The 20,275-nt window shown below is 66.3% G+C and carries 21 protein-coding genes; 5 read left to right on the top strand and 16 right to left on the bottom strand.

The genetic code is table 11. The features are described 5' to 3' along the window. Window positions 1–25: 25 nt before the first annotated feature. From J2848_RS15130 to J2848_RS15100, 7 genes are all read right to left on the bottom strand, one after another. Window positions 26–1,375 carry a PAS domain-containing sensor histidine kinase gene (locus J2848_RS15130; protein ID WP_149231945.1) on the bottom strand — a complete coding sequence of 450 codons (1,350 nt, stop codon included), beginning with the start codon at window positions 1,373–1,375 and terminating at the stop codon, window positions 26–28. Further along, window positions 1,372–2,508: a SpbR family protein gene (gene spbR / locus J2848_RS15125; protein WP_149231946.1), complete on the bottom strand. Its 1,137-nt coding sequence runs from the start codon at window positions 2,506–2,508 to the stop codon at window positions 1,372–1,374. The genes J2848_RS15130 and spbR overlap by 4 nt, the downstream gene beginning before the upstream one ends. A 160-nt stretch (window positions 2,509–2,668) precedes the next feature. After that, window positions 2,669–3,433 (bottom strand): DUF6969 family protein, encoded by a 765-nt coding sequence (locus tag J2848_RS15120; protein ID WP_149231947.1) that lies wholly within the window; start codon window positions 3,431–3,433, stop codon window positions 2,669–2,671. Window positions 3,434–3,557: 124 nt separating this feature from the next. Beyond that, window positions 3,558–4,172 (bottom strand): ABC-type transport auxiliary lipoprotein family protein, encoded by a 615-nt coding sequence (locus J2848_RS15115; RefSeq protein WP_246193912.1) that lies wholly within the window; start codon window positions 4,170–4,172, stop codon window positions 3,558–3,560. Between the two features lie 8 nt (window positions 4,173–4,180). After that, complete coding sequence (locus J2848_RS15110; RefSeq protein WP_149231949.1) at window positions 4,181–5,140, bottom strand: MlaD family protein; 960 nt, start codon at window positions 5,138–5,140, stop codon at window positions 4,181–4,183. A gap of 9 nt (window positions 5,141–5,149) precedes the next feature. Then, window positions 5,150–5,971 carry an ABC transporter ATP-binding protein gene (locus J2848_RS15105; protein ID WP_149231950.1) on the bottom strand — a complete coding sequence of 274 codons (822 nt, stop codon included), beginning with the start codon at window positions 5,969–5,971 and terminating at the stop codon, window positions 5,150–5,152. Continuing rightward, window positions 5,971–7,134 (bottom strand): ABC transporter permease, encoded by a 1,164-nt coding sequence (locus J2848_RS15100; RefSeq protein ID WP_246193913.1) that lies wholly within the window; start codon window positions 7,132–7,134, stop codon window positions 5,971–5,973. The genes J2848_RS15105 and J2848_RS15100 overlap by 1 nt, the downstream gene beginning before the upstream one ends. Before the next feature lie 218 nt (window positions 7,135–7,352). On the opposite strand from J2848_RS15100, the gene J2848_RS15095 reads away from it, so the two are divergent. Beyond that, a complete protein-coding gene (locus J2848_RS15095) occupies window positions 7,353–7,868 on the top strand; it encodes an adenine phosphoribosyltransferase (RefSeq protein ID WP_149231952.1) in 516 nt (171 codons plus the stop codon). 6 nt (window positions 7,869–7,874) lie between these two features. Here the strand turns inward: J2848_RS15095 and J2848_RS15090 are convergent, their stop codons facing one another. From J2848_RS15090 to J2848_RS15080, 3 genes are all read right to left on the bottom strand, one after another. Continuing rightward, window positions 7,875–8,324: a DoxX family protein gene (locus J2848_RS15090; protein WP_149231953.1), complete on the bottom strand. Its 450-nt coding sequence runs from the start codon at window positions 8,322–8,324 to the stop codon at window positions 7,875–7,877. Window positions 8,325–8,432: 108 nt separating this feature from the next. Then, window positions 8,433–9,413: a DMT family transporter gene (locus J2848_RS15085; protein WP_246193914.1), complete on the bottom strand. Its 981-nt coding sequence runs from the start codon at window positions 9,411–9,413 to the stop codon at window positions 8,433–8,435. Between the two features lie 2 nt (window positions 9,414–9,415). Beyond that, window positions 9,416–10,255: a 2-keto-4-pentenoate hydratase gene (locus J2848_RS15080; protein ID WP_149231954.1), complete on the bottom strand. Its 840-nt coding sequence runs from the start codon at window positions 10,253–10,255 to the stop codon at window positions 9,416–9,418. A 161-nt stretch (window positions 10,256–10,416) separates the two neighbouring features. Here J2848_RS15080 and J2848_RS15075 point away from each other — a divergent pair, with 161 nt between their 5' ends. Next, on the top strand, window positions 10,417–11,745 hold the full coding sequence (locus J2848_RS15075) for an acetylornithine deacetylase/succinyl-diaminopimelate desuccinylase family protein (protein WP_149231955.1): 1,329 nt from the start codon (window positions 10,417–10,419) through the stop codon (window positions 11,743–11,745). Between the two features lie 99 nt (window positions 11,746–11,844). Here the strand turns inward: J2848_RS15075 and J2848_RS15070 are convergent, their stop codons facing one another. The 4 genes from J2848_RS15070 to J2848_RS15060 all read right to left on the bottom strand — a co-directional run bounded on the left by J2848_RS15070 (window position 11,845) and on the right by J2848_RS15060 (window position 14,786). Further along, window positions 11,845–12,555, bottom strand: a complete 711-nt coding sequence (locus J2848_RS15070; RefSeq protein WP_253568661.1) for a hypothetical protein — start codon at window positions 12,553–12,555, stop codon at window positions 11,845–11,847. A 408-nt stretch (window positions 12,556–12,963) separates the two neighbouring features. Further along, entirely contained in the window at window positions 12,964–13,281 is a 318-nt protein-coding gene (locus J2848_RS36140) for a Fic family protein (RefSeq protein WP_366520485.1), read from the bottom strand. A 354-nt stretch (window positions 13,282–13,635) separates the two neighbouring features. Further along, window positions 13,636–14,193 carry a hypothetical protein gene (locus J2848_RS15065; RefSeq protein WP_149231958.1) on the bottom strand — a complete coding sequence of 186 codons (558 nt, stop codon included), beginning with the start codon at window positions 14,191–14,193 and terminating at the stop codon, window positions 13,636–13,638. Continuing rightward, complete coding sequence (locus J2848_RS15060; RefSeq protein WP_149231959.1) at window positions 14,190–14,786, bottom strand: hypothetical protein; 597 nt, start codon at window positions 14,784–14,786, stop codon at window positions 14,190–14,192. The genes J2848_RS15065 and J2848_RS15060 overlap by 4 nt, the downstream gene beginning before the upstream one ends. 393 nt (window positions 14,787–15,179) lie before the next feature. On the opposite strand from J2848_RS15060, the gene J2848_RS15055 reads away from it, so the two are divergent. The 3 genes from J2848_RS15055 (at window position 15,180) to J2848_RS15045 (ending at window position 16,754) form a co-directional block, all read left to right on the top strand. After that, window positions 15,180–15,440: an AbrB/MazE/SpoVT family DNA-binding domain-containing protein gene (locus J2848_RS15055; protein WP_149231960.1), complete on the top strand. Its 261-nt coding sequence runs from the start codon at window positions 15,180–15,182 to the stop codon at window positions 15,438–15,440. Between the two features lie 10 nt (window positions 15,441–15,450). Further along, the gene (locus J2848_RS15050) at window positions 15,451–15,864 is read left to right on the top strand and encodes a type II toxin-antitoxin system VapC family toxin (RefSeq protein WP_149231961.1); all 414 of its coding nucleotides are present in this window, start codon (window positions 15,451–15,453) and stop codon (window positions 15,862–15,864) included. A gap of 62 nt (window positions 15,865–15,926) precedes the next feature. Continuing rightward, on the top strand, window positions 15,927–16,754 hold the full coding sequence (locus J2848_RS15045) for an ArsR/SmtB family transcription factor (protein ID WP_211103158.1): 828 nt from the start codon (window positions 15,927–15,929) through the stop codon (window positions 16,752–16,754). Between the two features lie 35 nt (window positions 16,755–16,789). Here the strand turns inward: J2848_RS15045 and J2848_RS15040 are convergent, their stop codons facing one another. Next, window positions 16,790–19,621, bottom strand: coding sequence for a bifunctional diguanylate cyclase/phosphodiesterase (locus tag J2848_RS15040; protein ID WP_149231962.1), 2,832 nt, complete (start codon window positions 19,619–19,621; stop codon window positions 16,790–16,792). Continuing rightward, the gene (locus J2848_RS15035) at window positions 19,621–20,127 is read right to left on the bottom strand and encodes a hypothetical protein (protein ID WP_149231963.1); all 507 of its coding nucleotides are present in this window, start codon (window positions 20,125–20,127) and stop codon (window positions 19,621–19,623) included. Before J2848_RS15035 ends, J2848_RS15040 begins: the two co-directional genes overlap by 1 nt. Between the last annotated feature and the right edge of the window lie 148 nt (window positions 20,128–20,275).

The following is a 20,275-nucleotide window of genomic DNA, read 5'->3' as shown; positions in this document are numbered from 1 at the left end:
TGTCATGTCCGGATCATTTCCCGCATCATTCCCCATCATAGGGCAGCGCCACCGGCAGACGCACGCTGACCGTCGTGCCCTCTCCCTCGCGGCTGCGGATGTCCAGCGTGCCGTTCAGCAGATCCACGAAGGACCGCACCAGCGGCAGGCCCAGTCCGGTGCCGCCGGAGCGGCGGGACAGTTGGCTGTCGACCTGACCGAAGGGTTGCAGGGCGATGGCGATGCCTTCCGCACTCATGCCGATCCCGGTGTCCGCAACCTCGATCAGGATACGGCCGCTGTCCGGACGGACCCGCAGGGCGACGCTTCCGCCGGCCGGGGTGAACTTCACCGCGTTGGTCAGCAGGTTCAGCAGGATCTGCTTCACCCGCACCGGATCGCCCAGGAGGTGGGGTGTGTCGGGGGCAATGTCCTGCATCAGGGTCAGCCCGCCCTCCTCCGCGCGCTCGGCGATCAGCAGAAGCGAGCTTTCCACCGCGTCGCGCACGTCCATCGGCTGGGGATGCATCTCCAGCTTGCCGGCCTCGATCTTGGCGACGTCCAGGATGTCGCTGATGACCGCCAGCAGATGCTGGCTCGACTTTCCGATCACCTTGGCATAGTCGAGGTATTTGGGATGGCCGAGCGGCCCGACGATCTCGCTTTCCATCATCGAGGAGAAGCCGATGATCGCGTTCAGCGGCGTGCGCAGCTCGTGGCTCATGTTGGCCAGGAACTCGCTCTTGGCGCGGTTGGCCAGCTCGGCCTGCTCCTTCGCCTGGATCAGCGCCTGTTCGGCACGGCGGCGTTCCTGGATTTCCTGCATCAGCGCACGGGTGCGCTCGGCCACCCGCATCTCCAGCTCGTCGCGGGCCTGACGCAGGGCCAGTTCCGCGCGCTTGCGCCGGGTGATGTCCTGGCCGACGCACAGGATGCCCGCCGGCGCGCCATCGGCTTGCGGCAACCGGTTCAGGTTCCACAGCAGAACCCGCTCGCTCATGCCGTCCTGCTCGCGCAGGGCCTGCTCGAAGTTGCGAACCTCCGTGCCCTCCGCGGCGTTTGCCAGCTGGGCGGCGAAGGGGCCGGTCTGCTGCTCCCTCATCACCTCCGTCCAGAGACGACCGATGACGCTGCCCGGATCCAGCCCGAAAGCTCGCTCGGCGTCGCGGTTGGCCTCCAGGATGCGGCCATCGTCGCCCAGCACCAGGATGATGCTCGCCGCCGTCCGCAGCAGGGAACGGAAGCGTGCCTCGCCGGCCCGCGCCTCGCTCTGCCGCAGGGCGGCTTCCAGCTCGGCGATGCGGCGTTCCAGCCGGCCGATGGTGTCGGCCGGACCGACGCCCGGCGTCGGCTTCTGTAACCGGGTCGGGCCGGAGAGGAAGGTCGGGTCGGTCACGCCGCGGCGTTTTCCGGCTGCATGATGTCGCCCAGCTTCGCCAGCAGGAACTCCAGATCCTCCGGTGCCAGATCCTCGTACTGGGTCAGGATTCGCTCGATGACGCGGCGGCGATGGCGCTCGCGGTCGCCCGGCTCACCATCATAGGGGGTCTCCTTCAACACGTCGATGGCGATGCGGCAGGCCGGCAGCAGGGCCGGCGGCAGCTTCGCCTTGTCATACAGCGATTTCAGCCCCAACCGCCCGGCATCGTGGATCAGCAGCCGGGCGTTGGTCAGGGGCACGTTCGCCATGCGCGACATCGCCGTCTCGAAAAAGGCGATGTCACCGGTGCACAGCGAGCGGACCAGCAGCGACGGCGTCAGGCGGCCGGTGCGGGCAAGCTGGCTCACCAGCCGGTCCAGCGCCCCTTCGTCGCTTTCGCCGGTGAACAGGGCGACGGTCGCCCGTTCTCGGCTTTGCAGAATCAGCTCCGACGCGACCTTCGACGGCAGTTCATGGTGCGACACCAGATGCTGGCGCAGCCGTTCCGACACCACGGCGACCAGCCGTTCGGCGATGGTGATCGGCAGCTTGGAGCGATGGACCAGCGGATCCTGCACCGCCTCGCTACCACCGAAGCGGTCGATGACGCGGCCCAGGCTCTGCTCGCCGAGTTCCGCCCCCTCGTTGGCGACCAGCGCCGCGACCGCGCGTTCGGATCCGCTTTCGATCAGCGCGTCGGCGACCACGGCCGGCACGTTCGGCCGCTGGGCGATGGCAGTGCTCTTGGCATCGGCACCCGACCGGACGATCTCGACCAGATCGGCCGGGGTCAGCACGGTGGAGACGCTCAGCACCGGGATCGCCACCGCCTCCACATCGCGGGCCAGGGTTATGGCGACGTCCCGCGGCAGGGAGGGGCTGGATTTCAGATTCTCCGCCAGGGTCTGGCGGACACGCAGGACCGTGTCATTGACCATGACGCGAATGATGTCCTCCGCCAGCTTGCGCTCCGACTGCGACAGCTCGGGGCTGTCGAACTGCTGAGCCAGCTTGGCGGCCAGATCGGTCCGGCTGTTCGGCGACGGGTCGGCCAGAAGCCGGGCCACGTCCTGCTGGGTCAGATGACCCGATTTGAAACCGTCACTCATGGGTCCCGGACCCTTCCTGCCCTGGTCCGTCTCCATAGGGATCGCGGAACGCAAAACCCGCGCGGATGTGGGCGGAGACTTGTCCACGAGATCAAGGATCTTCCGAAACGATTGAACCTTCCTTAACGCCCCGCGGTCATAAGCCCACAGGAGGAGCAACTCACGGCATTTCGACGAAGCTCGGCGGCTCCGGCAGGATGGAGCGGCGGCGGCGTGTTCCGCGCAGTTGCAGCGCCACTTCGGCGATCTGCTGCTCGACCGAGATGTGGCGCTGCGACGCGACCTCCAGCCCGCGATCCTCGTAGACATAGGCCTCGGGATGGCCGTCGGCCCAGCGCTGGATGGCGGCGTCGCGTTCGTGCAGCAGGGCGACGATGGTCGGTCGGAACAGCCGCATCATCGCGGTGATCCAGCGGTTGGCCGGCCAGGACGGCCGGGCATGGTCGACCTCGAAAGCGTCGAGCATGGCGATCACATCGTCGGCCTTGTACCAGGTCTCCCCCGTCACCCAGCGGTTGGTGGTGAACAGCCGCACCGGCTGGCCCGCCACGTCCATGGCGATGCCGATCAGGTGGGACAGCGCGTCGTTGTCGTTGTCCGGCGTCACGAAATCGGCCAGCGGGGCCGGACGCAGGCCCGGCGGCATGCCGTGCGGGCGGAGGAAAGTATGGAAATGCCCATGCTCCCCCTGCGGCCGTTCGCCTTCGGGGTGGCAGTGATAGTAATACTGGGCATGGAATTCGGCGTCGTAGACGTCGCCCGGCGGATAGTGCTTCCACTCGTAAAGCGTACCGTGGCCGCGCAGAAGCTCGCCGACCACCGTGTCGCCGGTCTTGGCCAGGACGCGCTGGCACAGGCGCACTTCCCGTCCCGCCTCGGCCATCGCCTCCAACTCTTCCCGGGACACGTCCGACAAATCCGTCATCGCCCGATCCTGCGCTACGCGAACATCCCTATTACGTACGCGGCTATACGGGCGTGGCAAGGTCTTTTCAGCTTTCGCACCTGCGGTTGCAGTCCCGCCTGCGCTTGGGCCTTCAGCCGGCCGTTCAACTGCCGGAAGGGCGGAAGCGCTGCGACAGCGACCAGCTGACCAGTTCGCCGGTGACCCGGCCCAGCGCCTCGTCAAAGGCGGCGACCACGTCGGTGAAGGAGCGGCCGCGCACCGGCGCCGACGCCTCGAAGGTCTCGCCGGCCTCGATGGTCCGGCGCGGCATGGCGACCAGCTTGGCCGACAGGCGCACATGCACCCGGTCGGGCATGGCGGCACCCGGCGTGGCGTATTCGGCCTGGAAGTCGCGCAGTTCCGACTTCAGCACATAGTCGGAGCGCAATCCCACCGTATCGCGGCCGACCGAGACGATGCGACCGCTGTCCTCGAAGGTCTGGACGATCAGCCCCTGCACCATGTTCGGCGCCCGGTCGGCCCAGGACACGTCGGCGAAATAGTCGAGCGAGGTCGGCGTGCGGGCCAGCGCGATGCGCGGCGTGTCGATCCCCGCCGCTGCCGCCGGCGTCTCCACCAGCAATTGCCAGTCAGCCTTCGGACCGGGGGCGACGCTCGCCCGCGGGGTCAGGGTGTAGAGATGCGGCGCCGTCGGGTTCAACGTCGAACAGGCAGCAAGCCCCAGCAGCAGGCCAACCCCCAGAATCCGGCCTATCATCGCCCGCCTCATTTCCCACGCACCTCCACACCCTGCCGCGTCCCGCCGAAGAGGAAATTCGACGGGTCGTTCTCGATCCGCGTGACCACCCGCGACAACTGACCGGACAGATCGCGCAGCTGGGTGATCAGCAGCGTCAATTCATACAGCCCCGTGGCGGTAAAGTCGCGCACCGGCTCGCGGTTTTCGGCGACCAGCGTGTTCAGCGTATCCGACGTGCGCTTCAGAGACCGCATCAGTTCGCGCGTCTCGCCGCCCAGCTGCCTGGCGGTGCCGTCCACCGTCGCCAGCGTGTCGTGTGCCTGGGCCAGCGTGCGGTCCAGCTGCGGCCCGACCGTCTCGAAGCCGTGCAAGGTCCGGCGCGCCTGGGCCATGGTGTCCTCGAGGCCGGCGCTGGCGCGGGCAAGCTCGGCACTGATGGTGCGGGCGTTGGCCAGGATGTCGCCGATGGCCTTCTGGTTGTCGCCGTTCAGCATCTCGCCCAGCTTGGTGATGACCTCCAGCGCTCGGTTGACCAGTTGCGGCGCGCTGTCCACCACAGCGGTCAGCGAACTGGGCCGCGACGGGATGGTCGGCACCCCATCGGCATCGGTGGCGGTCAGATGCTTGCCCCCCACCGTCCCGCCGGAAATCTGGACATAGGCGCCGCCGGTGATGCCCTGCAATTCCAGCGAGGCGATGGAATCGGACATGATCGGCGTGCCGTTCTGCACCGTGATCGTCACCCGCACCCGCGTCACGTTGTCGGGGTCGAGCCGGATGTCCGACACGGTTCCCACCGGCACGCCGCGGTAGCGCACCGGGCTTCCCTGCTGCAGACCGGTGACGGAGCCGCTGAAATAGATGCGGTAGGTCTCGCGCGTTTCGTCCAGCTGGACCTTGGCGATCCAGGCGGTGAAGACCAGCAGGCCGGCGACCAGAGCCAGCACGAAGCTGCCTACCAGGATATAGCTGGCGCGGGTTTCCATGAACTGCCCCTACCCTTTCGCAAGACGCGGAGCGTCTTCGTTTTCAAGCGTCAGAGCTTGATTGCGCTCTCTGGCGTCGAGGGCCGCACGACCGCGCGGTCCGTGGAAATAGTCGTGGATCCAGGGGTGCGGGTCGGCCAGATGCTGGGCCAGGGTGCCCACCCGGATTTTCTTGTCGACCAGCACGGCGATGCGGTCGCAGATGGAGGTCAGGCTGTCCAGGTCATGGGTGACCATGAAGACGGTCAGCCCCAGGCTGCGCTGCAACCCCTGGATCAGCGTGTCGAAGGCGGCGGCGCCGATGGGGTCGAGGCCGGCGGTCGGTTCGTCCAGGAACAGGATGTCGGGGTCGAGCGCAAGCGCGCGGGCCAGACCGGCGCGCTTGATCATGCCGCCGGACAGCTGGGCCGGGTGCTTGGTGCCGGCATCGGGCGGCAGCCCGGCCATGGCGATCTTCACCCGCGCCACCTCGGCGATCAGCGGCGGAGGCAGGTCGGTGTGCTCCTTCAGCGGCAGCATCACATTCTCCGCCACCGTCATCGAGCTGAACAGGGCGCCGTTCTGGAACAGCACACCGGTACGGGCCTGGAGCGCCGTGCGCTCCGCCCGGTCGAGTTCGGCGGTGTCGTGGCCCAGCAGCTCGATCCGGCCGGCGGCGGGGTCGATCAGGCCGAGGATCTCCTTCAGCAGCACCGACTTGCCGGTGCCGGATCCGCCGACGACGCCCAGCACCTCCCCCCGCTCGACGTCGAGGTCGAGGCCGTCATGGACGGTCTGCGGGCCGAAGCGGGTGACCAGCCCGCGCACGCGGATGACGGGAGCGCCGGCCATCACACCCCCAGCATGGAGAAGAGGACGGAGAACACCGCATCGATGACGATCACCAGGAAGATGCCCTCCACCACCGCCTTGGTGGTCATGATGCCCACGCTCTCGGCGCTGCCGGAGACCTTCAGCCCCTCGTAGCAGCCGACCATGGCGATCACCAGGGCGAAGACCGGCGCCTTGATCAGGCCGGCGATCACGGTGTTGATGCCGACGGCGCTGTGAAGCTGGCGGATGAATTGCCCGAAGGTGATGTCCAGCGTGGCGTAGGCCATCACCGCCCCGCCGAACAGCCCCATCACATCGGCGTAGAAGGCCAGCAGCGGCAGCGTGATCATCAGTGCCAGCGCCCGCGGCACCACCAGCAGCTCCACCGGGTCGAGCCCCATGGTGCCGATGGCGTCGACCTCCTGGTTCACCTTCATGGTGCCGATCTGCGCGGTGAAGGCCGAACCGGAGCGGCCGGCGACGATGATCGCCGTCATCAGGATGCCGATCTCGCGCAGGACGGAGATGCCCAGCAGGTTTACGACATACAGCTCCGCCCCGAAGCGCTTCAGCTGGTCCGCCCCCTGGAAGGCCAGAACCACGCCGATCAGGAAGGACAGCAGCCCCAGGATCGGCAGGGCGTTCAGCCCGGTCTGCTCGATGTGGAACAGGACGGAGGTCAGGCGCAGGCGCGACGGGCGCAGGATCAGCCGGGCGAAGGTGACGGTGACGAGGCCGAGGAATCCGACGAGGTCGAGGACCTCCTTTGCCGCATGCACCGTCGTCTCGCCGGTGCGGACGACCATGTCGAGAATCGGGTGATGCTCGCGTTCGATCGGATGGGGCGGCGCCTTGCCGGCCTCGCGCACGGCGTCGTACAGGGCGGCATGCTCCGGCCGCAACCCGACCACCGCCACGGCATGCCCGTCCGCCCCTAGCCGCTCGGCCAGCCGGTTCAGCAGATAGGCGCCGACGGTGTCGAGCGCCTCCAGCCGTGCAAGGTCAAGCCGAACAGCGGCACCGGCGGCCGGCTGCGGTGCGCGGTCGATCGCATCCGACGCGGTGGAGACGGCATGCAGCGTCCAGCGCCCGGCGGCGGCGATCCGCCACGCGCCATCCGCCGGACCGGCATCGATCCGGGCCCTGTCCGCTGCCTCGTCCTTCGCTAAAGTCGCTGCCACAGGCTCCGCCGCACGCATCCCCACATCCACCGGTACGTCTGGCCGGTGCGCCTGGAACGTGGCGGAGCATCGCCGGATGGTCAACCCCATCTGGCTCATAGCCGTATCGTCCCGATACCCACTCCCGTCTTTGCGCCGGGGTGGTCAGCCGCTAGAGTGCCGCGTGGTGGACTGGGCCGGTCATGCCGGCATATGTTTCCTTACGGACAAGAACTCCGATGAACCTGAAAGACCATATCCGCGGCATCGCCGATTTCCCGAAGCCCGGCATCCTGTTCTACGACGTCTCGCCGCTGCTGGCGAACGGTGCCGCCTGGAAGGCCGCCATCGACGAACTGGCCGAGGCGGTGCGCCCGCACAAGCCGGACCTGCTGGTCGGGATCGAGTCGCGCGGTTTCCTCGTCGCCGCACCGCTGGCGCTGGCGCTGGGCATCGGCTTCATCATGGTGCGCAAGCACGGCAAGCTGCCGGGCGACAAGATCGCCCATTCCTACGACCTGGAATACGGCACCGACACCATCGAGGTGCAGGCCGACGCGGTGAAGCCCGGCCAGCGCGTGGTGGTGCTGGACGACCTGCTCGCCACCGGCGGCACCATGGCCGCCGCCATCAACCTGCTGCGCCAGGTCGGCGCCGACGTCCGCGCCGCCGCCTTCCTGGTGGAGTTGACCTTCCTGAATGGCCGTAACCGGATCGACGTGCCCAGCCTCTCGCTGATGGCATACGATTCGTAGCCCGCTTCAGCGGCGGGACAGCCAGCCGTCGACGCTGAAGCGCCCGCCGCCCGATGCGACCAGCGAGAGGAAGCCGCCGATGATGGCGAGATTCTTCATGAACTGGATCTGCTGCATCTTCATGGCGTCGGGCGCGGCATCCCAATAGCGGTGGGCGATCACGGTCGCGGCGACGGTGAAGGCGGCGACCAGCAGCGCCGCCAGCCGGGTCCAGGCGCCCAGCACGATGGCAAGCCCGCCGAACGCCTCGACCAGCGCGCCGATGGGGGCGACGATCGTGGCCATCGGCACGCCCTGGCTCTCCATCCCGGCGATGAAGCCGCCGAGCGCCATCAGCTTGCCGAAGCCGCTCTGCACGAAGATGGCGCCCAGCAGGATTCGGGCCGCCAGCAGCAGCGCATCCTGACCGGCGGTGGCGGCACCGTAGCTTGCCGGTGTGCTCGCGTAGTTCGTCATCTCGGATATCCTTTTCGTTGTGTTGGAAGATGAGACGACGGCGGGCGGCCGGTTATTCCGCAGAAAAACTCAGGGGAAAAACTCAGGGGGAAAACTCAGGGGGAAAACTCAGGCGGTCTTCCAAAGGCTGATGATCATGACGCCGGCGACCGTCAGGGCGGCGCCGGCCAGTTGCAGCCAGCCCATCGGCTCCGCCAGCACCAGATAGCCGAAGACGGCGGCGGCGACCGGGCCGATGGCGCCGCACAGCGCCACCAGATTGGGGCCGACCCGGCGCAAGGCCTCCGCCGTCATCAGCACCGGCAGCACGGTGCAGACCACCGCCATCACCGCCGACAGCCCATAGACCGGCAGCGGCAAATCCAGCGCCGACAGCGGGCGCAGCAGCAGGAATTGCAGGATGCAGCACAGGCAGGCCGCCGTCATCGCATAGGCGGTGAAGCGCATGGAGCCGATCCGCTGCACCACCCGGCTGCTGCCGACCAGATAGATCGAATAGAGGAAGGCGCCCATGAAGACCAGCGCCGCCCCGGTCATGAAGTCGGGATGGCCGGTCCCGATCTCCGACCACACCACCAGGGCGACACCGGCGTAGGAGACGACCAGCGCCACCACCTCGCGCAGGCCGATCCGCTTGCCGAGGAACAACGCGGACAACACCACGACGATGGTCGGGTAGAGGAACAGCAGCAGCCGCCCCATCCCGGCCGAGACATAGCGCAAGCCCAGGAAATCGCAGAAGCTCGCGGCATAATAGCCGGTGACGCCCAGCGCCACGGTCAGGGCGAGGTCGCGCCCGGCGATCGGCGCACGCTCTCCCTTTTTGGCCCCTGCCCAAAGCGCCATGCCCAGGAAGAAGGGCAGTGCGAAGACCATGCGCAGCATGATCAGGGTGACGGGATCGACATTGTAGCGGTAGGCCAGCTTGATGATGACCGGCCGGAACGAGAAGGCGACCACCCCAGCCACCGCAAGGCCGAGCCCCGCCAGCATCTGGACCGGCGGCAGCAGGCGCGGTGCCGTAACCTCGGGTGCTTCGGAAGACAGGCGGGACTGGGACAAAGCGGCACCCCGGGTTGCACCAGCCATGGTCAGGTGACCGGCCCGGCCGCAACGGCGGTGCCGGACATCGGTTCCAGGCCGGTGAAGGCGATCCGCGCCTGCTGGCCGATGGCGATGGCGTGCACGCCGGTCAGGGCGCCGGTCGACACCCATTGCCCGGCCTTCAGCGGCCGGCCCAGCCGCGCCGCCATGCCCAGCGCCACCGCGACCGCGGCGGCGATGCCGCCCGGCAGCTTGGCGCTGCTGCCGACGCCGACGCTCTGCCCGTCGATCAGCACCTCGGCCCTGAGCGCGTCGGCCGCCTCGACGCCGCCGACGATCTCCTCGCCGACGATCAGGCCGTTGTTGTTGCCGAAGACGGAGGTCGAGGCGGTCGGACCGAGCGTGTTGACCGGGGCCAGCGGTCCGCCCGCCACCTCGATGACGGCATGGACGGCGGCGATGAAGGCGGCGGCCTCCGCCGGGCTGTAGTCCAGCTTGTCGGCGGGGGCGTCGGCGGCGATGCGCACCGCGAACTCCGCCTCCACCGCGCCGAAGCCGCCGGGAATGACCGGGAAGCTCAGGGGACCGCCGTCGGCGGTCTTCACCGTGCCGGCGAAGATCGGGCCGATGTAGCGCATGGCGCCCAGCGCCTCCTCCAGCGCCGGCGGCACCCGCGCCACCTTCCAGCCGGCGACCTCGTCGGGCCAGGCGGCGGTCGCCGTCGCCTGGATGGCGTAGGCGGTGGCGAGGTCGGCCGGCAGCGGGCCGGGGAAATCGGCAAGGCCGGTCGCGCTGCGGCGGGCGGCGACGAAGCGGGCCGCAACCTCGGCGATCACCGGGTCGGCCAGGGTCGGGGCGCTCAGCCCGATGGGATGCGTGACGGTCATGGGAAACTTCTCCGCTGAAGGGCGCCGCGACTGTAGCGGCGCCGGCCGGTCCGGGAAAGTGCGTTGCACCAGACTGCCAACAGGCCCGCTTCCCGAAAGGCGGGGTGGACGGAGCATCCGCTTGCGGCGACACTGGCGGGATCCTTGCCGCGGGAGAGGCCATGCGTTCCGACACCGACGCCGCAACCACCCAACTGTTCCGCCGGCTTTTCGGCCGGATCGACCAGCGGCGCGACGATCTGGTCGCGCTGACGCAGGATCTGATCCGCATCCCCACCGTCAACCCGCCCGGCGACGTCTACACCGACTGCGCCGAGCTGATCGGCCGGCGGCTGGCGGCGCGCGGATTCGCCGTGGAGTATGTGCGGGCGGAGGGGGCGGCCGGCGACAGCGACCGCTATCCGCGCACCAACATCGTCGCCCGCATCGAGGCGCCGCGGCCGGGACCCTGCGTCCATTTCAACGGCCATATCGACGTGGTGCCGGCCGGCCAGGGCTGGACCGTCGATCCCTTCGGCGGGGTGGTGAAGGACGGCCGGGTCTATGGCCGCGGCGCCTGCGACATGAAGGGCGGCATCGCCGCCTCGATCATCGCGGTGGAATCGCTGCTGGAGGAAGGGCTGCTGACGGCCGGCGCCCTGGAGATCTCCGGCACGGTGGACGAGGAGTCCGGCGGCTATGGCGGCGTCGGGCATCTGGCGAAGCTCGGCTATTTCTCGCGGCCCAGGGTCGACCACGTCATCATTCCGGAGCCGCTGAACGTCGACCGCGTCTGCATCGGCCACCGCGGCGTCTGGTGGGCGGAGATCGAGACCAGGGGCCGCGTCGCCCACGGCTCGATGCCCTTCCTCGGCAACTGCGCGGTGCGCCACATGGGCGCGGTGCTGCACCGGATCGAGACGGAACTGATCCCCCGCCTCGCCGCCAAGCGCACCGAGATGCCGGTGGTGCCGGAGGGTGCCCGCCAGTCCACCATCAACATCAACGCCATCCATGGCGGCCAGCGCGAGGACCATGACGGGCTGCCCAGCCCGATGGTGCCCGACCGCTGCCGCATGGTGATCGACCGCCGCTATCTGATCGAGGAGGACCCCGAGGCGGTGCGCGGCGAGATCGTCGCCATCCTGGAGGATCTGCGCCGCAGCCGCCCCGGCTTCGACTACGAGCTGCGCGAGGTGCTGGCCTTCCTGCCGACGATGACCGACGCCGACGCCCCCGTGGTGCGGGCGGTCGCCGCCGCCATCGAGACGGTGCTGGGCCGCCCGGCGCAGCATGTGGTCTCCCCCGGCACCTATGACCAGAAGCATGTGGTGCGGGTCGGCCAGTTGAAGGACTGCATCGCCTACGGCCCCGGCATCCTCGACCTCGCCCACCAGCCCGACGAGTGGGTCGGCATCGACGACATGGTAAAGGCGGCGCAGGTGATGGCGCTGGCGACGATGGGGCTGCTGGGGGGCGAGATGGACGTTGGGGGCGGGCTGCGGTTCTGAAGGCGCCCGCCCTGCGATCAGGATGGTGGCATCGGGGCTCGACCGTGTGGCGGAGCGGCGGATGGAACGGCGTGGAACAGAATCCGGCGCATGTTCCATCTACCGGCGCCAGGAGAAGGCACCGGCGGCGCGGCGGGGAACCGGGCCGGGATTGAGGTTGGGGTATTCCTCGTACTGGTTGACGGTATAGGGGAAGACGCCCTTCGGTCCCTCCGCCTCCGGCTCGGCCAGGACGGCGGCGACCATGGCGGGGTTGGGCATCCTGCGTTCGCGAATGGCGCCGGGGATGTCGTCGTCGTCCAGTTCGGGGACGGTGACGGCGGGCGGGTCCTCCGGTTTCGGGGCGGGTCCGGCGGCCGGCGGATCGTCGCGCTGCCGGTCGGGCTGGGCGGCGTTCCGCTTGGCGGTGGGCATGTCGAGGCCGGCGAACAGGCCGAGCCGCTCGGCCAGCCAGCGCACGGTGGCGGGATCACCGGAGGTGACCAGCCGCTCGATCTGCTCGGCCACCAGGATGCGCAGCGAGGACAGGCGCAGCTCGGCCTCGCGGTTCAGCGCCTGCCTCTCCCACCAGACCCTGTGACGAAAATCCTGGGAGCCGTAATAGGCCCGCCACAGCGTGGTGCGGCTGCACCCCATGGCGCGGGAGACCTGGAGGAAGCTGTTGCCGCGGGCCAGCATGCCGGCGGCCATGATCCATTGTTCCTCATGGAACTGCGAACCGGGGACCAACGAGCCTTCGGACGGGGTCGGCGGCTCCTCCGCCCAGCGGGGGAACTGGTCGTTGATGAAGCTGCGGCTGTCGAGGAGCATGGCGGAACTCCACAAGTGAGAGGGCTTGTGGGGGAGATTACAGGAAAATTTTCCTTTTACGGCGGGATTCTATAAAAGCACGGGCGGGTTGGTGGGATTGATGGGTTTGAAGGCTACCATGATGCCGTAGAACCGGTTTGACATAGGCTCGGTGTCTGGCTTGCGGTGCTGTATCGTGATAGCGTCCGAAAGGTGCCAGGAGCGGACATGAACAGCCGGCAGGCAGCACTATCGAGATCGGTGTTTCCCGATGGGGCGGAGGATAGGATTCCTAATAGTCCTCGACAGTGCGACCGCACATTGAATTCTTTAGGAAACAGTGCTTTAGGCTATCCCATCTGCTACGAAGCCATAGCTCATCAGCAATCTGACCAGCCCAAACCACATAGGGACCAGAAGGTCGAAGAACTAAATGCAGTTTAGGATAAATTTTTCCAAATGTATCGGGTGCCCATCTCTATAGAGGGCGATGCACTTTGAGTACGGCGGGTCCGCGGGCCGAGGATGGATAGGCCAACGTGATAGGAAAAGTCCGTAGCGACGCAAGAGTGCGATGAGAATGAAACGAGCCATATGCCCGTTGCCATTGGCATAGGGGTGGACTTCAAGAAAATAAACGAATAACGCTGCAACTGTTCGAACAGATCGATACAGCTTCTCAGCTTTACTGAAAACCTGATTGTTAGCAGCCCACGCGACATCAACACTTTGGACAGCTTCATCCATATCCTTTGCAAAAATCTTCATCTTCTCAGGCACAGAGTATGCCTTGTGCCCGACACGAGGATCTGAAGAAATTCCTACTTCGCATCCTTCAAGGCAAGGAAATTTCTCACCCCTATAGTGTCCACGATAGTAGTCGCAGCCGGGCGGCGTCAAATTCTCGAAATATGTCCCGTGAACTGTACGAGTATCTGATGCAAGAAAAAGCACTGCAGTTGGCGATGCCGTCCCAATATGGGACAGCACCGCCTGAGCCCTTTGCTTCAGTACGTCATCATGTCCGGGAATTGTACTATATTCCCAGCTTGGGCACGAAAGTGTCGTATGGAACATAAAAATAGACCTGAACAGAGCCGACTAATCTTTGAACCTGGACAAGTCAAGTGCAAGTTTCCCCGCCCAATCCTCCATGTCCTTGGGTTCCCCATTCTCCATGCGAGCTACTGCCGCATGGAGATCAGCCATTAGGCTGTCCGGAATTACGCTTCCAGCAGCGGCTGTCCCTTCGACAATCTCCAGAAGATTGCGTCGAGCATCAAACGCTACCTCAGCCTGATCCTTCCGTACTGAATTTAGGTCCGGAGCTTTAGCAAGAGATGCAGAGATTTCGGAAAGCAGATCGAGAAATCCTTGACGAACATCCCGAGGCTGCAAAGGCGTTGTTGGCATTTCTTGAAAGCTAAACTGAGCATTTTTGTACCAGAATCCAATGGCTTCTTGGTTCCTGGTATAGCCAGTAGTTTGTGTTGCTGGCTCTTTAGGGCTGAGCTTCACAAGAAGCATGGTGTCCGGCTCTGTGCCAGCATCTACACCCTTCAGCAAATCCTCGTTCACACCGTGAAGATGAACCCCTTTCCAAGCAATTTGCGGAGCAGGGCGAAAGTCAGAAGCCGTCACCAATTCGCACAGCATCATGCCACTCCCACGGTTTTCTCGATTGTTTCTTTAGTTTTCTTCAAGTCTTCAGGAGTACTTTTGATCAATTCTATAAGTTCGGGATGACCTGAACTCAAAGTTCTGTGGCAGTTTGTCTGGAACTGAACTTGATTGCTCTCTTGCTCAGAGATTGAGCTGCCTTCGCCTCTTGGAGCAGGCTCGACCATAATAGTTAGGGAGCTACCCGGATCAATCGCCAACTGCAAACGGATGCCTGCACTGGCCACATGGCCTGCTCGCCGCACCATCGATTCCGAGAGCAGTTCGGATTTAATCCACTCACTCCCTTCAGTTTGGGTGGTTCCAGAGAAAATCGCATTGACTCCAATCGATATATACTGGACGTGACGAAGGACACCCACATAATTACTTGCAGCTTCAACCAACTCAGAGATGTCCCAGTCTCCAGGACTCAAAACTTGGTCAAACTGGAGCCGTTCTTCCTGACACGATATACGAAAGTTTTTTGCCTGATAAGAAATAGTCGAGTATGGCGGAGTCGAGATAAACTCGGAGGGCTCTCCCCAAGTGTGTCCAATGATACGATTGATCTTGAGGAAATCGTCATTCATGATCGACGGATTATGATACCGTGCTATCACTACGATAGACGCCATCCGTAACTGCAAGTCCACGGCGATCCTCTTGGCAAATATTCTGCTTCTAGCTGGGCGAACTAGGCTGAAGAACCTAGATGATTGTAGGTGAACAGGCGTCACCCGCGATGGGCAAGTGATTGTAGGGTCGCCTACTTCCTATGTCAATATATATGATCATCACAGCAGTCCCGCCACCGAAGGCTCGGCAGTACGCTGAATGTGATCCGCTACCGCAAAAATCCTGCCCCGGCTCGGAACCCGCGCCGTCGCCAAGGAGTGAGAATAGCCGACGGAGCCGTGCTCTCTTGATGAACGGCCACGTCCTCCTTACAGTAAGGCACAGGAACCATTACCAGGGAGCGCGCCATGAGGGTGGAACTGACTGTCACCGCGAAGGGACAGATCACCTTGCGGCAAGCCGTTCTCGACCATCTCGGCATCAAGCCCGGCGACCATGTCGATGTGGAGCTGCTGCCGGACGGACGGGTGGAGTTGCGCCCGGCCGGTACACGCCCAAAGTTGGCGCGGCTGCGCGGCATGCTGCGGCGTCCCGGCCAAACCGCCGTGACCTTGCAGGAAATGCAGGAGGCGATCGAACAAGGCAGGGGCGGCAGCGACGAGGGATGAGGACCACAGCGTGAAGATCGCCGTCGACACCAATGTCCTGGTCCGGTTCCTGACCTGGGATGCCCCCGAACAGGCCGACGAAGCCGCGCGCATCATCGAGGAAGCGGAAACGGTCTTCATCTCGACCGTCGTGTTGTGCGAAGTCGTTTGGGTGTTGAAGCGGGCCTACCGCTACCGGATTGAGGACATCGCCGCCGCTTTGAAAGGCTTGATCGAAAGCCGCACCGTCGAAACCAACCGGGCCGCGGCCGAAGCCGGTCTCCGCCTGCTCACGGCCGGAGGGGACTTCGCCGACGGCGTGATCCTGTATGAGTCCGAAAAGGCGAAAGCCGCGACTCTGGTCACCTTAGACCAGGATTTCGCCAAGCGGGCAGGAACCGGCACCGTGAAACTCCTCACCCCGTCACCGGCCCCCCGGCAGTAACCACATCCTTGTTCAGAACAGGGCGGCAGCGGAACCGCACCGCCAAGCCTGCGCCTTGACATGTGACCATCCAGTCACCTATTCTCACCGCCATGGACGACATCTTCGCTGCGCTGGCCCACCCGGCCCGCCGCCGGCTGCTCGACCTGCTGTTCGAGCGGGACGGGCGGACGCTGGGCGACCTGGAGCGGCATCTGCCGCAGGACATGCAGATGACGCGCTTCGGCGTGATGAAGCATCTGCGCGTGCTGGAGGACGCCCATCTCGTCACCACCCGCAAGGTGGGGCGGGAGAAGCACCATTACCTGAATCCGGCCCCGCTCCAGCTGGTGGCCGACCGTTGGATTTCGCGCTACGCCGCGCCGTTCCTGCGGGCGATGAGCGATCTGAAGACGCATCTGGAGGAAAGGACCACGCCAATGACGCCATCCGCGCCTCGCCATGTGTATGAGCTGTATATCCGCGCCACCGCCCAGGCGGTGTGGGACATCATCACCGACGACGCCAAGACGCCGCTCTACCAGCATTTCAACATGACTTCCCGCACCGACTGGCGGGTGGGCGGCAGCATCGAGTTCCTGATGGGCGACCGCGCGGTGATCGCCGGGGAGATCCTGGCGCTGGAGCCGCCGCAGCGCCTGACCATGAGCTTCCACGCCCGCTGGTCGCCCGAGGTGGCGGCGGACAAGCCGTCGCGCGTCACCTGGGAGATCACCCCGGTCGGCACCGACGCCTGCAAGCTGACCCTGGTCCATGACGGGTTCGACGGCGAAACCGCCACCTCGAAGGCGGTCGTCTCCGGCTGGCCGGAAACGCTGTCGCGCCTGAAGACGCTGGCGGAGACCGGCATTCCCTTCGCCATGGAGCCGGCCTACGCGCCGGCCGGCTGAATTGGCCGGCTGAATTGGCCGGTTGAGGCGGACCGCTACTCCGCCGACACCGGATGTGCGGCCGTCAGCTTCTCCAGCAGCCGCTCCACCTCCTCGGCGGGGACGGGGCGGCTGAACAGGAAGCCCTGGTAGCTTTCGCAGGCCAGATCGCGCAGCAGCTGCAACTGCTCCTGCGTCTCCACCCCCTCGGCGATCACCGACAGGCCCAGGCTGCGGCCCAGCCCGACGATGGCGCGCGGGACGGAGGCGTCGCTGGCGCCGGTCGACAGGTCGTGGATGAAGGAGCGGTCGATCTTCAGCTTGTCGATCGGCAGCCGGTGCAGGTAGCTGAGGCTGGAATAGCCGGTGCCGAAATCGTCCAGCGCGATCAGCACGCCGCGCCGCTTCAGCGCCGTCAGGGTCTCCGCCGCGGCCTCGACATCGTCGATCAGGGTGCTTTCCGTCACCTCGATCTCCAGCTCCGGCCCGCTCAGGCCGTTGGCGTCGAGCGCGCGGGCGACCTTGGCCGGCAGCTGCCCGTCGCGGAACTGGGCGCCGGACACGTTGACCGCCACCGGGATCGACAGGTCGAAGCGGGCGCGCCAGCGCCGGATCTGGGCGCAGGCCTCGAACAGCACCCAGTCGCCCATCGCCTGCACCAGCCCGGTCTCCTCCGCCACCGGCAGGAAGCGGCCGGGCAGGATCAGCCCCTCCTCGGGGTGGTTCCAGCGGACCAGCGCCTCCAGCCCGACGATGCGGCCGGTCAGGGTGTCGACCTGCGGCTGGTAGACCAGGAAAAGCTCGCCCTCGCGGATCGCCCGACGCAGCGCGCCCTCCAGGTCCATCCGCTCGCGCGATTTGGCGCCCATCTCCTTGGTGACGAAGCGGAAGCCGTTCCGCCCCTGCTCCTTGGCATGATACATGGCGATGTCGGCGCAGCGGATCAGCCCTTCGGGATCGTCGGCGTCGTCGGGATAGAGGCTGATGCCGATGCTGGGCGTCACCACGAAATTCTGGCCGCCGACGGCGAAGGGGCTGGCCAGATGCGCCACCACCTTTTCCGCCACGCAGGCGGCGTCGTTCGGCTCCGTCACCCGGCGGACGACGATCAGGAACTCGTCGCCGCCCAGCCGGCCGACCGTGTCGGATTCGCGCAGGCCCGATTGCAGCCGGCGCGCCACCGACCGCAGCACCTCGTCGCCGAAGCTGTGGCCCAGGCTGTCGTTGATCACCTTGAAGCGGTCGAGGTCGATGAACAGCACCGCCACCTTGGTGCCGTCGCGCCGCCCCTCGCGCAGGGCCTGGGCGATGCGGTCATACAGCAGGACACGGTTGGGCAGGCCGGTCAGCGCGTCGAAATGGGCGAGATACTGGATGTGCTGCTCGGCCCGGCGCTTCTCGCCGATGTCCTCGGCGAAGGCCAGGACGAACTTCAGCGCGCCCTCCGCGGTGACCGGCTGGAAATGCAGGCTGAAATGGCTGCGCCGGCCGCCCAGCAGCAGGGGCTGGTCGGATTCGAGCTTGCCGCTCTCCCCCTGCAACGCCGCCTCCAGCGCGGAGACCGACGCCTGGTCGCCGGAACGCAGCCGCAAGTCGGTGCCCAGCAGCTCCTGCCGCGGCAGGCCGGCGGCGGCGGCGAAGGCCGGGTTGCAGTCCATCACCAGCCCGTCGGTGCCGACCAGCGCGATGCCCAGCGGCGCCTGGGTGAACAGCTGCTGGCGCTCGGCCTCCTGCAAACGCAGCGAGGCGGTCATCTCGCCGGCCAGCTCCACCGCGCGGGAATGGGTCGCCAGCACCATGCGCAGCACCAGCGACAGCGCGATGCTGAGCGCGATGCCGCCGGCCAGCAGGGCGCCGGGCACCCAGTCATGGGCGGTGATCAGGCCATTGGGCAGGCTGTCGTAGCGGACGGTCCAGATGCGCCCGCCGACCGGCAGTTCGCGGCTGAGGCTGAGGGCGGACGAGGCTTTCAGCGGACGGTGGCTGCGGTACAGCGGAAATTCGGCCTCCGCCGGCGGCACGTCGTAGATCTCGATGCCGGTGTCGGGTTGGCTGCCGGGCCGGTTGTCGGGCCGGCGGCCGTCGATCAGCCCGTCGACCAGCGGGCCGATCCTGACCGGGGTCAGCACCACGCCGGTGAAGGACGCGCGCCGCGCCTCCAGCGACGGCGGCAGGGGATCGCCGCGGTAGGTCGCCTGATAGAGGATGAAGGCGGGCCTGGCCCCTGTCGCCTCGTCGATCTTCAGGGTGATCGCGCGGGTGGCGGCCGGCTCGCCGCTGTCGCGCGCCCGTTCGATGGTCGACCGCCGGTTCACCTCCGACATCATGTCGAACCCTATGGCCCGCACATTCGCCTCGTTCACCGGGGCGGTGAAGATGTTGACCACCCGCTCCGCCCCGGCATTTTCCGGCCAGATGCGGAAGGTCGACAGGCCGGCCGCCCGCATCGACGCGACCAGATCGCCGGCCCGGTCGGCGGCGATGGCGCGGGCATAGGCGATGGAGATGATGCCGGGATAGCGCTGCGGCATGTCCAGCGCCTCGACGAAGCGGTTCCACGCCGTCCAATGCAGGTCGGGGAAGGTCATCACCAGCGAGGCGGCGCTGCGCGCCACCTGCTCGTACACCCGGATACGGTCGGCGAGCTGGCCGTGGATTTCCTCGACCCGCGCGGAAAAGCGGTGCGCCTCCTCGCGGTACAGCAGGCGCTCCGACTGGAGCATGGCCAGCAGGGACAGGCCGGTGCCGACGATCAAGGCCAGAAGCGGGACAGATACCGGCAAATTGAGATCGGGCAGATTGGGCGTGCGGAAAAGGCGGCGAATGGCTGGGTCCGGACCCGGGGCCGGCCGGCTGTCCGCTTCGGGATCGGCTGCCGGCTCGGGCATCAGAACTCCTCTAGGATCTTCGGGCTGGTCAGCAGAAGCTGTTCGATCATGCCCAGGATCTGCTCGATCTTGCTGCGGGTGGCGTCCAGCTCGTCGGCCATCCGGTCGTCGATGCCGGCCTCCATCAGCATGGTGTCGAAGGTGTGCAGCGTCTCGTTGAAGGCCTTCTGCTCCGCCACCAGCACGTCGAAGGCCCCCAGCGAGGCGGTCAGCGCCAGCGGCGGGTCGCTGACGAAGGAATGGCTGATGTCGGTGAAGATGGCGATGGCGCTCAGCTTCTGCCGGAGCACCCATTGCGGGAAGTTCGGCGGCAGCTCCCGTCCGGCGGCCTCCAGCCTTTCCTGGATCGAGAAGATCAGACCCTGGATGTCGAGATAGGCGGCCCGGATCTCACGGAATCGCGGAAAGGTCTTCGGCTTGCCGGCGGCGCGCAGGCGGGCCAGGGCGGCGATGTCCTCGGTCAGCTTGCGGGCCATCCGAAGCACGACGTCCGTCACCTTCGACATCACACGCCTCCATTCAAGGGACCGACCCCGCGCATTGCCGGCACCGGCGCGCCACCCCTGGCGCGCCGGTGACCAGACTACACCAGTTCCTACCACGAACGTTAGTATTACCGATGGGTTGCCGCGCGACGATCCGTCACCGGGGGGC

It is taken from the genome of Azospirillum lipoferum (genome assembly GCF_024170005.1).
GTDB lineage: Bacteria > Pseudomonadota > Alphaproteobacteria > Azospirillales > Azospirillaceae > Azospirillum > Azospirillum lipoferum.
This window is presented reverse-complemented; position numbering and strand designations above follow the sequence as displayed.

Excerpts from the sequence above, each read along its gene's own strand:
- J2848_RS36140 (WP_366520485.1), bottom strand. The coding sequence starts at position 13,281 with ATGGATGAAGCTGTCCAAAGTGTTGATGTCGCGTGGGCTGCTAACAAT.
- J2848_RS15085 (WP_246193914.1), bottom strand. The coding sequence starts at position 9,413 with ATGGCTGGTGCAACCCGGGGTGCCGCTTTGTCCCAGTCCCGCCTGTCT.
- J2848_RS15070 (WP_253568661.1), bottom strand. The coding sequence starts at position 12,555 with ATGCTCCTCGACAGCCGCAGCTTCATCAACGACCAGTTCCCCCGCTGG.
- J2848_RS15105 (WP_149231950.1), bottom strand. The coding sequence starts at position 5,971 with ATGGCCGGCGCTCCCGTCATCCGCGTGCGCGGGCTGGTCACCCGCTTC.
- J2848_RS15075 (WP_149231955.1), top strand. The coding sequence starts at position 10,417 with ATGCGTTCCGACACCGACGCCGCAACCACCCAACTGTTCCGCCGGCTT.
- J2848_RS15080 (WP_149231954.1), bottom strand. The coding sequence starts at position 10,255 with ATGACCGTCACGCATCCCATCGGGCTGAGCGCCCCGACCCTGGCCGAC.
- J2848_RS15110 (WP_149231949.1), bottom strand. The coding sequence starts at position 5,140 with ATGGAAACCCGCGCCAGCTATATCCTGGTAGGCAGCTTCGTGCTGGCT.
- spbR (WP_149231946.1), bottom strand. The coding sequence starts at position 2,508 with ATGAGTGACGGTTTCAAATCGGGTCATCTGACCCAGCAGGACGTGGCC.
- J2848_RS15115 (WP_246193912.1), bottom strand. The coding sequence starts at position 4,172 with ATGATAGGCCGGATTCTGGGGGTTGGCCTGCTGCTGGGGCTTGCTGCC.
- J2848_RS15035 (WP_149231963.1), bottom strand. The coding sequence starts at position 20,127 with ATGTCGAAGGTGACGGACGTCGTGCTTCGGATGGCCCGCAAGCTGACC.
- J2848_RS15090 (WP_149231953.1), bottom strand. The coding sequence starts at position 8,324 with ATGACGAACTACGCGAGCACACCGGCAAGCTACGGTGCCGCCACCGCC.
- J2848_RS15065 (WP_149231958.1), bottom strand. The coding sequence starts at position 14,193 with ATGATGCTGTGCGAATTGGTGACGGCTTCTGACTTTCGCCCTGCTCCG.
- J2848_RS15040 (WP_149231962.1), bottom strand. The coding sequence starts at position 19,621 with ATGCCCGAGCCGGCAGCCGATCCCGAAGCGGACAGCCGGCCGGCCCCG.
- J2848_RS15055 (WP_149231960.1), top strand. The coding sequence starts at position 15,180 with ATGAGGGTGGAACTGACTGTCACCGCGAAGGGACAGATCACCTTGCGG.
- J2848_RS15120 (WP_149231947.1), bottom strand. The coding sequence starts at position 3,433 with ATGACGGATTTGTCGGACGTGTCCCGGGAAGAGTTGGAGGCGATGGCC.
- J2848_RS15095 (WP_149231952.1), top strand. The coding sequence starts at position 7,353 with ATGAACCTGAAAGACCATATCCGCGGCATCGCCGATTTCCCGAAGCCC.
- J2848_RS15060 (WP_149231959.1), bottom strand. The coding sequence starts at position 14,786 with ATGAATGACGATTTCCTCAAGATCAATCGTATCATTGGACACACTTGG.